12 protein-coding genes are annotated in these 12,851 nt (G+C 59.6%); 8 read left to right on the top strand and 4 right to left on the bottom strand.

Features of this window, described 5'->3' with window-relative positions; genetic code table 11:
• The first annotated feature begins 147 nt into the window (after positions 1–147).
• The 4 genes from HDF16_RS08510 to HDF16_RS08495 all read left to right on the top strand — a co-directional run bounded on the left by HDF16_RS08510 (position 148) and on the right by HDF16_RS08495 (position 2,676).
• Positions 148–723 carry a TetR/AcrR family transcriptional regulator gene (locus HDF16_RS08510; RefSeq protein ID WP_246408897.1) on the top strand — a complete coding sequence of 192 codons (576 nt, stop codon included), beginning with the start codon at positions 148–150 and terminating at the stop codon, positions 721–723.
• A 114-nt stretch (positions 724–837) separates the two neighbouring features.
• Entirely contained in the window at positions 838–1,221 is a 384-nt protein-coding gene (locus HDF16_RS08505; RefSeq protein ID WP_184215493.1) for an ArsR/SmtB family transcription factor, read from the top strand.
• Positions 1,221–1,670, top strand: a complete 450-nt coding sequence (locus tag HDF16_RS08500) for an SRPBCC family protein (protein ID WP_184215491.1) — start codon at positions 1,221–1,223, stop codon at positions 1,668–1,670. The genes HDF16_RS08505 and HDF16_RS08500 overlap by 1 nt, the downstream gene beginning before the upstream one ends.
• Positions 1,671–1,845: 175 nt before the next feature.
• A complete protein-coding gene (locus HDF16_RS08495; protein WP_184215489.1) occupies positions 1,846–2,676 on the top strand; it encodes a DUF899 domain-containing protein in 831 nt (276 codons plus the stop codon).
• Positions 2,677–2,692: 16 nt separating this feature from the next.
• On the opposite strand, the gene HDF16_RS08490 is transcribed toward HDF16_RS08495, so the two are convergent.
• Entirely contained in the window at positions 2,693–3,424 is a 732-nt protein-coding gene (locus tag HDF16_RS08490) for a gamma-glutamyl-gamma-aminobutyrate hydrolase family protein (protein WP_184215487.1), read from the bottom strand.
• On the bottom strand, positions 3,421–4,563 hold the full coding sequence (locus HDF16_RS08485) for a pyridoxal phosphate-dependent aminotransferase (protein WP_184215485.1): 1,143 nt from the start codon (positions 4,561–4,563) through the stop codon (positions 3,421–3,423). Before HDF16_RS08485 ends, HDF16_RS08490 begins: the two co-directional genes overlap by 4 nt.
• A 366-nt stretch (positions 4,564–4,929) precedes the next feature.
• Between HDF16_RS08485 and HDF16_RS08480 the strand changes: the two genes are divergently transcribed.
• On the top strand, positions 4,930–5,463 hold the full coding sequence (locus tag HDF16_RS08480; RefSeq protein WP_184215483.1) for an Hsp20/alpha crystallin family protein: 534 nt from the start codon (positions 4,930–4,932) through the stop codon (positions 5,461–5,463).
• Positions 5,464–5,529: 66 nt separating this feature from the next.
• On the opposite strand, the gene HDF16_RS08475 is transcribed toward HDF16_RS08480, so the two are convergent.
• A complete protein-coding gene (locus HDF16_RS08475; protein ID WP_184215481.1) occupies positions 5,530–6,243 on the bottom strand; it encodes a YoaK family protein in 714 nt (237 codons plus the stop codon).
• Positions 6,244–6,309: 66 nt separating this feature from the next.
• Between HDF16_RS08475 and clpB the strand changes: the two genes are divergently transcribed.
• Positions 6,310–8,931 carry an ATP-dependent chaperone ClpB gene (gene clpB, locus HDF16_RS08470; protein ID WP_184215479.1) on the top strand — a complete coding sequence of 874 codons (2,622 nt, stop codon included), beginning with the start codon at positions 6,310–6,312 and terminating at the stop codon, positions 8,929–8,931.
• A gap of 123 nt (positions 8,932–9,054) precedes the next feature.
• On the top strand, positions 9,055–10,809 hold the full coding sequence (locus tag HDF16_RS08465) for an NAD(P)/FAD-dependent oxidoreductase (protein ID WP_184215477.1): 1,755 nt from the start codon (positions 9,055–9,057) through the stop codon (positions 10,807–10,809).
• Positions 10,810–10,818: 9 nt separating this feature from the next.
• Here HDF16_RS08465 and HDF16_RS08460 read toward each other — a convergent pair whose 3' ends face one another.
• Entirely contained in the window at positions 10,819–11,802 is a 984-nt protein-coding gene (locus HDF16_RS08460) for a LysR family transcriptional regulator (RefSeq protein ID WP_184215475.1), read from the bottom strand.
• Positions 11,803–11,911: 109 nt separating this feature from the next.
• Here HDF16_RS08460 and HDF16_RS08455 point away from each other — a divergent pair, with 109 nt between their 5' ends.
• Positions 11,912–12,838 (top strand): DMT family transporter, encoded by a 927-nt coding sequence (locus HDF16_RS08455; protein WP_184215473.1) that lies wholly within the window; start codon positions 11,912–11,914, stop codon positions 12,836–12,838.
• Positions 12,839–12,851 lie beyond the last annotated feature (13 nt).

The raw sequence follows: 12,851 nt of genomic DNA, 5'->3' as shown, positions 1-12,851 counted from the left end.
TCTGCCCGTCGGCTGCGCGGGGCGTATATTTGAGACCGTTCGGTCTTATTCCTGCATCTGATTATTTAAATGGGCGGCAGGGTGCAAATTTTCGGGGGAGAGATGAAAAACGAGGTCGGAATGAGCAAAGGAGAGCTGACTCGGCAAATGATTATCGCGAAGGCGGCGCCTGTCTTCAATCAGCGCGGCTTCGCGGGCTGCTCCATGCAGGACCTGATGCAGGCGACGGGGCTGGAGAAGGGTGGCATCTACCGGCACTTTGCGAGCAAGGAAGAGCTGGCGGTGGCGGCGTTCCGGTACGCGATGCAGGAGGCTGTGGCCGCTCGCATCGTCGATCTGGACAAGGTTTCGGGCGCGATTCCTCGGCTGATGCATGTAGTGAAGGCGTTTGTGGAGATTCCGTCGCCGGTGCCGGGCGGATGTCCCCTGCTGAACGTGGCGGCGTACTCCGAATCCGGTTGCGAGGGAGTTCAGGCGCAAGCGAAGGATTTCATGGGAGCGTGGAAGGCGCGGCTGCTGGGGATCCTGGAGGACGGAGTCGCGAGTGGCGAGCTGCGCGGTGATGTCGATGCGAAAAGGACGGCGAATGCGGTGATCTCGATGCTGGAAGGGTCGCTGGTGATCAGCCGGATTGAAGGGACGAAGCAAGCGAGGCGCGATGCTCAGGAGACGCTCGAGGTGATGCTGAGCGGACTGGCGTCTGCTTCCGCTGCACAAGCTTGAGCGCGCCCGCAAGAAAGTGACAGGTCTTCGATAAAGACTTTCTCGCGAGTGAAATTTCGCAATTGGAGAAAGCCGGCCTTGACATATTCCTATATCGGAATGTAATGTTCCGGCATGGCAAGAGCAAGCACGACGTCGGACGCATTCAACGCGGTGGCTGAACCAAGACGGCGGGAGATTTTGAGCTATCTCGCCGGCTCTGAGCGGCCGGTTGGGGAGATTGTCGCGGCTCTGGGCCTGGAACAGCCTTCGGTCTCGAAGCACCTTCGGGTGCTGCGGGATGTGGGTCTGGTCCGTATGCGCTGTGTGGGCCGCCAGAAGTTGTACCAGACCAACGCGGCGGCGATCCGGCCGCTGCACGAGTGGGCGGGAACCTTCGAGCGGTACTGGCAGCACCAGTTGAATCGTGTGAAAGAGCGCGCGGAGGCGATGGCGCGTCAGGGCCCTGTTTTTAATTCCCCAGAACCGAATCCCAATCTGAAATCTAAGGAGAAGTGATGACCGCTACGGAATCGACGCTCGAAGACATGTTGTTGACCATCAACCAGGAGATCCACGTGCAGGCGTCCATGGACGTGACCTTCGCCGCTCTGCTAGAGCAGTTGGGGCCGGGAAATGAGACGCCCGATGGCAAGTCTCTCAGCATGAAGATCGAGCCATGGCCCGGCGGCCGGTGGTATCGCGATATGGGCGATGGCAACGGGCACTTCTGGGCCAATGTGAAGGCGATCATGCGGCCGACGCTGCTGGAGTTCGTTGGGCCGATGTTTGCCTCGTTTCCGTTCGTCTCGAACGTTCAATACCGTCTGAGCGAGGTCGAGGGCGGAACTCTGATCACCTTTCGCCACACCGCGCTGGGCCTCGTTACCGAAGAGCATAAGGCGGGGATGACTAAGGGGTGGACTTCGATGCACGACCGCGTTCGGCGGCATGCCGAGGGTCGCTGAGAACTGACTCCAAAGGAGGGTAGGCCCATGTGTCCAGTGTGCTTAACCAGCGCAATGTTGATTGCCGGGAGCGTGCTCTCAGCAGGCGGAATTACGGCGATCGTAGTCAGGAAGCTCGGCGGCAGGAGCGCCGGAGAATTTCATCCCATCCCAACCCCAGCAACGGAGGAACATCATGGCTAGCAGCGCGATTGCAGTTCAGCAAGCAGATGTCGTTTCGCATTCCGAGTGGCTCGAAGCTCGCATGGAGTTTCTAGCGAAAGAAAGGGAGTTTACCCACCTGCGCGATGAGTTGAGCCGGCAGCGAAGAACTCTGCCGTGGGAGCGGGTAGAGAAGCGGTATGAGTTCGATTCGGCGAACGGGAAAGTCGCGCTCTCACATCTATTCGACGGCCGCAGCCAGTTGATGGTGTATCACTTCATGCTCGGACCGGGGTGGGAGCAGGGCTGCCCAAGCTGTTCGTTCTTCGCCGACCAATTCGATGGAACGACGATTCATCTTGCCAATCGCGACGTGACGCTGGTGGTCGTCTCTCATGCGCCGCTGGCCGAGATTGCAAGGTTCAAGGCGCGCATGGGATGGAAGTTCCAGTGGGTCTCTTCCTACGAGAGCGACTTCAACTTTGACTATCACGTCTCGTTCACGCCGGAAGAGATGAAGTCAGGCAAGGTCGACTACAACTATGCCGAAGGCGCGTTTCCAAGCGAAGAAGCTCCGGGGATGAGTGTCTTCGCCAAGGATGCGGCGGGAGAGGTGTTTCATACTTATTCCGCCTATGCGCGAGGGCTGGATATCCTGAACGGCACGTATAACCTGCTGGATCTCGTGCCCAAAGGACGGGACGAAGATCGACTGGCCTTCACCATGTCGTGGGTGCGTCACCATGACCGCTACGAGCAGAACTACTCCGTGGACTCGGCACTGAAGCCGGAGGAACTCTTCGCGAGATACGGCAAGGAGAAGAGTGCTGGCGGGTCCTGCTGCTTGGGTGAAGGCCGCTCGTAAGCCCGCCTTCGGGCGTTTACCGGCTGCGGTCTTTGATTGCTGAGGTGAACGCTTCCCAGACCTTCAGGTTGCCGGCGTAGTCGTTCAACATGCGTTCGGGGTGGAATTGAAGTCCCACCACAAACGCGGCGTTGGGATCGTAGTAGGCCTCGATGAGGCCGTCGTCGGCGTGGGCCATGGGCTGGAAGCGTGGGGCGAGTTCGCGGTAACCCTGGTGGTGATAGCTGTTTACTTTCAGTTCATCCAAGCCATACCAGTCTGCCAGCGGGGTGTCTTTAACGATGGAGACCGGGTGGCGGTAGGTGTCGTAGTTTTCGTAATCGATGTGGTGGCGGGCGGTGTGTTTTTCCTTCTGCACATCACCGTAGAGCGTGCCGCCGTTGACGACGTTGAGTAGCTGCGATCCGCGGCAGATGCCCATGATCGGGATTTGCAGCTTCATGGCACGGCGGAGGAGACGGATCTCGATCTCGTCTTTGAGCGGGTGGGTGTTTTCGACGTACTCGAAGTTGGCCTCATCGGCATGGAACCGCTTTGGCTCGATGTCATCGCCTTCGACCAGAAGCAGGCCGTCCATGCGTTCTTTGTACTGCGGCAGGCAGGCAAGCGTGCCCTCGACAACCGGGACGATGAGCGGGAGGGTGCCGAAGCGGATGAGGAGTTCGAGGTGCAGCTCGCCCACGTAGTCGATCTGGCGATCTTTGCGAGAGGTGCGGCGGGAGACGACGAGGACAACAGGACGAGTCATTGGAGCAGGGTCCTCAGCGCGTGGACGAGGCGCTTGTCTTTTTCGCGGCCCTGGGAGGCAACGCGGATGTGGAACTGGTCCATGCCGAGTTTATTCGAGCAGTCGCGAACGTACATCTCGTGATCGACAAGAAGCCTTGTCTGGAGCTCGTTGGCGGTCATGCCGTTTTGAATCTTGAAGAGCAGGAAGTTGGCGCCGGTTGGATAGACATCCAGGTGCGGGAGGGCGCGGAGATCTTCGTAGAGGGCGGTGACGTCGCCGATGAGCCGCCTGCGGCTCTGGTGATAGACGGCGTCGTTATCCGGTAGCTGCGAGAGGAAGTACTGCGCGAGCGTGTTCAGGTTCCAGGTGGGGATGAACCGCCGGAGGCGGTTGAGGAGATAGAGGTTCGAGCTGTAGCAGTATCCGAGGCGCAGGCCGGGGACGCCGCAGTGCTTGCTCATGCTGCGGACGATGAGCAGGTTGGTGAACTGGTCGGCCATGGAGAGCAGGCTGGGGATGGTGTCGCCGGAGAAGTCGATGAAGGACTCGTCGACGATGACGAGTTCGAGATGCCGGGCGCGATGGAGGAACTCCACCATCTCTTCGAGCGGGATGAACTGGCCGGTGGGGTTGCCGGGATTGATGACGAGGAGGCAGCCGAGCTTTCGCTTGTCGACCCAGGCGAGGTAGTCGTCGAGGTTGAGCTGATAGCGGTCTTCGGGGCGCAGGGAATAGAGTTCGGCGTCGCGGAGGTCCTTCATCTTTTCGATGTACTCGCCGAAGGTGGGGATGGGGACGGCGATGCGGTCGATGAGGGTGAGCTTGATGAGGGCGATGAGCTCAGTGGCACCGTTGCCGATGATGAGGTGCTCGGGGTCGACGTTGAGGACGGCGGCGAGGTGTTGCTGGCTAAGCACCGGGTTGCTAGAGGGGTAGGACTTGATGAGATTCGGGAGGTTGCGCTGCAGGTCTTCGAGCATCGCCGGGGTGGGGTAGTAGGGGTTGGCGATGAAGCAGAAGTCGATGATGTCCTGGGCTTTTTCGTAGCCGACGAGGTCGGCGAGCGCCGGGGAGTGGGAGGTCTCGTAGAAGAGGTGGCGCCGGGAGTCTGCGGACATGTCGGCGGATGTGGCGGGTTCTGCCAAAGTAGCTTTCATCAGAGATCATCCCATTCGGCGGTGTACGTTGCGCCGCATAACAATCATCTATAGCGCCGATAGATTTGTCGAATGCTGCAATCGCGTCCTGTGCCGTCATTCTGAGGCGTAGCCGAATAATCCCCGCATTTCGGTCATGTTGCCGGGGGAAGTTGGTGGCACGGGAACGGAATTCGAGGATTCTTCACTCCGTTCAGAATGACGGCTTGGGAGGTCGGGGATACTCTGAATCATCAGGGGAATAAAAAACATGAGCGCAAGTACATCACATTTTGTGAATCGCCTGTGCTATATTTGCGTCTACAGAGATGTGAGGCCACGAGCCCTGCTCCAGCCCACCTCAAATTTCTTCTCAGGAGAGTTGTTATGACCACGATGACTCGGTTCGTTCCTTTGCGCAGCACCTTCAACGAGATGGCAGCCCTTCAGGACCGCCTCAACTCCATCTTCAGCGAATTCGCCCGTCCGGCAGTCGCCGAGAATCAGGCTGAAGGTGCTCCGGCTATGGGTAGCTTCGTCCCGGCCGTCGATATCTACGAAGATGCCCAGGCCTTGGTGCTGCACCTCGAAGTTCCGGGCGTGAAACAGTCAGATCTTGATATTCGGCTTGAAAGTCAGACACTTACCATCAAAGGCGAACGCAAACTCGAAAACACCTCGAAGCAGGAGAACTTCCACCGGATCGAGCGCCGGTTTGGGAGCTTCGTCCGCACCTTCACGCTTCCGCGGTCGGTCGACACGGAAAACATCACGGCGGCGTACGACGCTGGAGTGCTGACCATTACGCTGGCCAAGAAGGCCGAGGCTCAGCCTCGCCAGGTGAAGATCGAATTGTCGGCCCCCGGTCGTGAGGCCGGACGGGAGAACGGTTCGGCCACGACTCAGGGTCGTATCGTGTAAGGCGAGTAAGGTCGCAAGAAGGAGAGGTTGGCGACGGGCGGAGACTTTCGGTTTCCGCCCGTCCGTCTATTCAGCCAGAGCGACTCCAGGATCGGAGTTGAGGAAGAGGACGCGCGCGAGGACGATGAGGAGCAGGGGCTCAGCAAGCCAGAGAGTTTTGTTCCCAAGGTGTGGCGCTCCCCATGCGCCCGCCATGGCTCCCAGAAGAAAGTAGCCGCAGATGAAAAATAGCTTCCGCGCTTTGGCAGCCTCGCTTCGACGCACTTCGGGGGCGGAGTCGAGGAACTGGTTTACGGTCGCCTCTGCTGCGGTTCGAAGATTTCCGGTGATGAAGGTGGAGTTGTACGCGAACCGCCCCACCTGTCGGAAGGTGGAGACTTGAAATGCCGAGGTGAACGAGATGATGGCGGTAAAGGTCATCTCCGGAAAAGACATCGGTAGGAGGCCGGCGGCGAAGAGCACGACCATCTCCAGCGCAAGGACCGCGATCGAGGCGTGGAATAGGGGCAGAATGCGGAGGAACCGCGACGCGACGACCCCGGCGATGAAGCAGAGAATCGGCACCATGTGACGGGCGGCCTGCATCCAGTCATGGGAGAAGGTGCTGATGCCGAGAAGGATTACATTGCCGGTCATCGCATTCGCGAAGACATGGCCGTGCAGGGTATAGACCACCGCGTCCAGCAGACCGCCGGTAGCAGCGAGCAGCGAGGCGCTCAGAAGGCGGTCGGGTTGGAGTGGTCGATTCTGGGCAGCCAGGATCGGGTCGGGTCTGGTCAATTGGGCACGTTCACAAGGCTGAACCCAGTAGAGCATGGTGTAGTGGCAGGTTGAGAGAGGAAGAGTATGGCGATTCGTTGGGAGAAGTTGACAGTCAAGGCACAGCAGGCCGTCCAGGCGGCAAGCACGATGGCCGGCGAACACGGCAACCCGGAGATTCTGCCGCTGCATCTGCTTGCCGCGCTGCTGGAGGACAAGGAGGGCATTTGCATTCCGGTGCTCGAGAAAGTTGGCGTGCCGGTGGAGCAGTTACTCTCGGGCGTCAATGCGGCGATTGAGAAGTTGCCGAAGGTCGCCGGCGGCAACCAGCCCGGCATGTCCAAGGCGCTGCAGACTGTGATGGACCAGTCCTTCAAGGAGGCCGAGAATTTCAAGGATGAGTACGTCTCGACCGAGCACCTGCTGCTCGCGCTGACCCGCGCCAAGGGCGATGCGGTGGAGTCGGCGATGGCCGCGCTTGGGGCCACGCACGAGGCTGTATTGAAGGCGCTGAGTTCGGTTCGCGGGTCGCAGCGCGTCACCGACCAGAACCCCGAGGGCAAGTTCCAGGCGCTTGAGAAGTACGCAAAAGACCTCACGGAGCTCGCCCGTCGAGGCAAGCTCGACCCCGTCATCGGCCGCGATGAAGAGATTCGTCGCGTGGTGCAGGTGCTCAGCCGCCGGACGAAGAATAATCCCGTGCTTATTGGAGAGCCTGGCGTAGGTAAGACCGCTATCGTTGAAGGCCTCGCACGTCGCATCATTCAGGGAGATGTGCCCGAAGTTTTGAAGGATAAGCGCGTGGTCTCGCTCGACCTTGGCAGCATGATCGCCGGAGCCAAGTTTCGCGGCGAGTTCGAAGATCGCCTCAAAGCTGTTTTGAAGGAGATCGAAGAGTCGAACGGCGAGATCATCCTCTTCATCGACGAACTGCACACGCTGGTTGGCGCGGGTGCGTCCGAGGGCTCGCTCGACGCCAGCAATATGCTGAAGCCGGCGCTCGCTCGCGGTGGCCTCCGCGCTATCGGCGCGACCACGTTGAACGAGTATCGCAAGTACATCGAGAAAGATGCTGCGTTGGAGCGCCGTTTCCAGATCGTCTATGTCGGCGAGCCGAACGTGGAGGACACGGTCGCGATTCTGCGTGGCTTGAAGGAGCGCTACGAGTCGCACCACAAGATCCGCATCAAGGACTCGGCGATCGTTGCTGCGGCGACGCTCTCGCACCGCTATATCTCCGACCGCTTCCTTCCGGATAAGGCGATCGACCTGGTCGACGAAGCTGCGGCAGCGTTGGCAATTCAGATTGGCAGCGTTCCCGTCGAGATCGATGACCTCGAACGCCGCGCTACGTCGCTCGAGATCGAGCGGCAGGCGTTGAAGCGCGAGACCGACCCTGCATCCATAGAACGTCGCGAGATAGTCGAGCGCGAACTCGCTGAGTTGCAGGAGACCTCAAGCGGCCTTCGTGCTCGCTGGCAGACCGAACGCGGAGCCATCGGCAAGATCGCTGAGCTGAAAGAGAAGCTTGAGTCGCTGCGTTTCCAGATGAGCGAAGAGACGCGCAAGGGTAACCTGCAGCGCGCCGCCGAGCTGCAGTACGGCGAGATCCCCAAGCTCGAGGCTGAGCTTGCCACGCTTACCCAGACGCACGACTCTGCTTCGGGGCCGGGTTCGCGGATGCTGAAAGAAGAAGTGGACGAAGAAGACATCGCCCGCGTCGTCTCCAAGTGGACCGGCATTCCTGTCTCGAAGATGCTTGAAGGCGAGATGCAGAAGCTGGTGCAGATGGAGACGCGGCTTGGCGAGCGCGTTGTCGGCCAGGCCGATGCGCTTGCCGCTGTGGCCAATGCCATCCGGCGTTCGCGGGCTGGGCTTTCTGACCCGAAACGGCCGATAGGCAGCTTCATCTTCCTTGGGCCTACGGGCGTTGGGAAGACGGAGACGGCGCGTGCGCTTGCCGAGTTCCTCTTCGATGACGAGGCCTCCATGGTGCGCATCGACATGAGCGAGTACATGGAGAAGCATGCCGTCGCGCGGCTGATCGGCGCGCCTCCGGGCTACGTCGGCTACGACGAGGGCGGTCAGCTTACCGAGGCGGTACGTCGCCGTCCCTACTCGGTGGTGCTGTTCGACGAGATCGAAAAGGCGCATCCCGATGTCTTCAATGTCCTGCTGCAGGTGCTCGACGATGGCCGCCTGACGGACTCCAAGGGCCGCACCGTCGACTTCAAGAACACGGTGCTGATCATGACCTCGAACATCGGCGCGCAGCAGCTTTCGGGCGCATGGGCCGATGGCCCCGCCGGCTTCGAAGACGCGAAGGGCCGGGTGATGGAACAGCTTCGCCAGCACTTCCGGCCGGAGTTCCTGAACCGCGTCGACGACATCGTCATCTTCCACGCCCTTGGGCAGGACCAGTTGACGCACATCATCGATCTCCGGCTCCTCGACCTTGAGAAGCTCTTAGCAGACCGCAAGATCACGCTGGAACTTACGCCCGAGGCGCGGGCCGCGCTCTTCAAGGCCGGATACGACCGCGCTTACGGAGCGAGGCCGCTGAAGCGTGCGATCCAGCGAATGGTTCAAGACCCGCTGGCAGTCAAGATCCTCGACGGCAGCATCCTGCATGGGGATCACGTTGTGGGAACGGTGGGAGCGAAGGGGCTGGAGTTCGAGGTAGAGGGCCGCACTGCACTTACCGTGTAACAGATGGCCCCCATCGCGATGGGGTGCCATCTCGCTTCAGTCGCCGCGCCTGAGCCTTTCCCTTCCACCAACTCGTATACTCAAGAGTTGGATTGCTAATCCGGCCACCGCCGAAGTGCGTGGATGCGAGGGAGTTTGGGAAAGACGGCGGTAATTATAGGAGCGGGCCCGGCAGGCCTTACAGCGGCGCTCGAGCTCCTTCGGCGAACGGACATCAAGCCCATCATCCTTGAAGCCTCGAACGAGATTGGCGGCATCTCGCGAACCATCAAGTACAAGGGCAACCGCATGGACATCGGCGGCCACCGATTTTTCTCAAAGAGCGACCGCGTGATGCAGTGGTGGATGGACCTGATGCCGCCCGAACTCGCTGCCGGCGGTTTAGCCGTGCCCGAAGCTGAAATTAGTTATCAAGGCAAGCGTCGGGTGGTTACTGTGCCCGCGCACCTTACTGAAGAGCCGCCGCTACGTGGCCTTGGGCCGCTGCAACATGAGCCTGAAGCTGAGCAGGGTGACGACGCCTACGAAGAAGCGCCCACTGTTGGAGAGGTCATTGAGACGGTCGAGGTGACGCCATCTTGCGACCCCGATCTGGTTATGCTCATCCGTCCGCGCAAGAGTCGCATCTACTATCTGCGCAAGTTCTTCGACTACCCCATCAAGCTGACTGCGAACACGCTTGAGAACCTCGGCATTGCACGGACGATTCGCGTCGGTGTCAGCTACGTCAAGTCGCGCTTCTTCCAGATCAAACCGGAGAAGAGTCTTGAAGACTTCCTCATCAATCGCTTCGGTCGCGAGCTCTATCTCACCTTCTTCAAGAGCTACACGGAGAAGGTCTGGGGCACGCCCTGCGACAAGATCTCGGCGGAGTGGGGAGCGCAGCGCATCAAGGGTCTCAGCTTGACCACTGCGGTAAAGCACTTCCTCAAGAAGACCTTCAGCGCGAAGAAGCCCACGGGCGACCTGGCGCAGAAGGGCACCGACACCAGCCTGATTGAACGCTTCATGTATCCCAAGTTCGGCCCCGGCCAGTTGTGGGAGCACGTCGCTGACGAGATCATTCGCCTTGGCGGCGAGATCCACATGAACGGAAAGGTCGATCGGATAGAAGCGATTCCCGGCGATAAGATGACCCACGCCGCACGCCAGGTCACAGCCGTTGAGATCGTCGATAACGCAGGCCAGAGACAACGCTACGAAGGCGACTACTATTTCTCAACGATGCCGATGCGCGAACTCGTCTCTGCCATCAAGATGACTGGCTATGACGTTCCTCACAATGTGCAGGAGGTCAGCGAAGGCCTCGAGTACCGTGACTTCATCACCGTCGGCCTGCTTGCCGATCGCCTGAAAGTCCGCGAGTCAGACGGTGGGTTGTTGAAAGATACGTGGATCTATGTGCAGGAGCCAGATGTGCTCCTCGGCAGGTTACAAATCTTCAATAACTGGAGCCCGTATCTTGTCTCCGATCCAACAAAGGTCTGGATCGGTCTCGAGTACTTCTGTTACGAGACAGATGACCTGTGGAAGATGGAAGACGAAGCCCTCAAGCGCTTCGCCATCGAGGAGGTCGCGAAGATCGGCATCCTTGACGCTAACGCTGTCAGCGATGGTCACGTTGTGCGTGTGCCGAAGACTTATCCAGCCTACTTTGGAACCTACGATCGCTTCGGTGAACTACGAGAGTTTACGGATAGCTTTGAGAATATCTTTCTCGTCGGCCGCAACGGAATGCACAAGTACAACAACCAGGACCACAGCATGTTGACGGCGATGAGCGTCGTCGATGGCTTGGTCGCAGGCTATGTCGATAAGGCGGCTCTCTGGTCGATTAATACCGAGCAGGAGTACCACGAAGAGAAGGACAAAAAGTAATAAGCCTTGTCATCCTTCGTGGTCGAACGCCACAGCGTTACCGTGACGTTTGACTGCGGAAATCTGCTTTCTCTGTTCTCCCCGCGCCGTCGGAATGTCCTCCATCGTCTCCGCGCACGTCTCTACTGCCATCTGCCAAAACGCCGTCATCACCGGCGACATCCACTTATCTCGGTGCCGGTAGAGTTGTGTGTATACCACCAGCGGCTTCCTTGGCCATTCCACTGCGACCAGTGTCCCTTCCTTCAGTTCGCGCTGTACCACCACCTCCGGCAGCACGGCCACGCCGAGCGAAGCGAGAGCACACTGCTTGATCGCCTCCACACTCAGCAACTCAAGTGAACGCGTCACCGGCACACCTTCTGCGCGCAAAGCCCGCTCGAACAGCGCTCTGTAACTGCACGCACGCTCGTTCACCAGCACCTGTTCGGCACCGATCTCCTTTGCCTTCACCCGCTTCTTTCCAGCAAGGGGATGTCCGGCTGCGACTACCAGCACAATTGGCTCCACGCGCAGCGTCTGCACGATAAGGTGGGGTGCCCGAAGAGGAACGTCAAGCGAGAACGCGACGTCGACGTTCGGCTCGATATCACCGCCCGTGCCGCAGCTTTCGCTGGCCGAAAGCGATAGATGGATGCCCGGGTACTCCGACTGAAACCGCTTCAACAAGTCAGGCAGACGGTAAGCGAGCAGCGTCTCTGGCGCAAGCATAGTCAGGACGCCCGTCTTCTCACCATCTTCGCGCACAGCGCGCCGCGCCTCATCGGCCAGGCTCAGCAGCCTGTCCGCATACGTCAGCAACTGCCTGCCTGCAAGTGTCAGCTCCACTTGACGTCCCAGCCTGTCGAAGAGCGGAACGCCGACCTCGCCTTCAAGGCTTTGAATCTGCGCGGTCACGCTGGACTGTGCATAGTTCAGACCATTCGCGGCCCGCGTAAAGCTCTTCTCCGCAGCTACCGCTTGAAATGTCTTTAGTTCTCTCAGGTCGAGCATGGAAGGACTATCGCATATTTCGATCTATTGCATCGAAACAAATCGTTGGACGCGATGTGCGTTTGATGGGAGTCTGGATAAGACGCATGGATTTAGCAAGGGAGAAAGCATGAAACTCCGCGACGTCGTCCAACTCCTGGTTCTATCTGCGATCTGGGGAGCCTCATTTCTCCTCATCAGTATCTCTGTCGGCAGCTTCCCGCCAGCGTGGGTCGCGATGCTGCGGCTGTTCTTCGGGGCGATGTTTCTGTGGGCGGTGATGTTTGCGAAAGGCCGCAAGCTGCCGCCTTTCCGGCTGATAGTGGTGCTGCTGTTGGTCGCCTTGTTCAACAACGCGATTCCCTTCATCCTCTTTCCGATGGGCGAACGCTTCGTGCCTTCGAACATCGCGGCAGTCGTCAACGCGACGACGCCCATCTGGGCGCTCATCCTGGGCATGACCTTCGTCGGCAAGAAGGCCGAAGGAGGTGCCATCCCCGGCATCGTGCTCGGGTTCATTGGCGTTGTCCTCGTCGTGTTTTCGCATGGAACATCAGGGGCTGCCGTATCGCGTCACGACTACCTTGCAGGCATCGCTTACATCGCCCTCGCGAGCGCGGCTTACGCTATCGCTGCCGTGCTGGCTAAGGCAAAGCTCGCAGGCCTCGATCCCATCGGCCTCGCCACCACACAACTTAGCCTCGCGCTTCTAATGGTGACACCCGTAGCTCTCTTTGGCCCCCACCCCACGGCTTTCCATGCCGCATCGCTCGCCGCGGCCATCACGCTCGGTGTGCTCGGCAGCGGCCTCGCGTATCTCCTCTTCTACACGCTGCTGGATCGTGTCTCGCCGACGCGCGTCGTCTCGGTTACTTACTTTGGGCCGGTGTGGGGATTGTTTTGGGGCAAGCTCGCCCATGAGTCGATCGCGCCAGCGGCGTATGTGGGAGTTGCGATCGTCATCGCCGGACTCGTTTTGCTCAGCAGGACATCGTCACCAGCGAAGCAGAAGGTGCACGCGCCCGTGAAGCTTTCAGAAGCTGCTGCGTGCGAGTGACCCATTACGGCGC

Origin of the sequence: Granulicella aggregans (assembly GCF_014203275.1) — a bacterium.
Taxonomy (GTDB): Bacteria; Acidobacteriota; Terriglobia; order Terriglobales; family Acidobacteriaceae; genus Edaphobacter.
The sequence above is the reverse complement of the archived record's forward strand: the minus strand, read 5'-3'. Positions and strand labels throughout refer to the sequence as shown.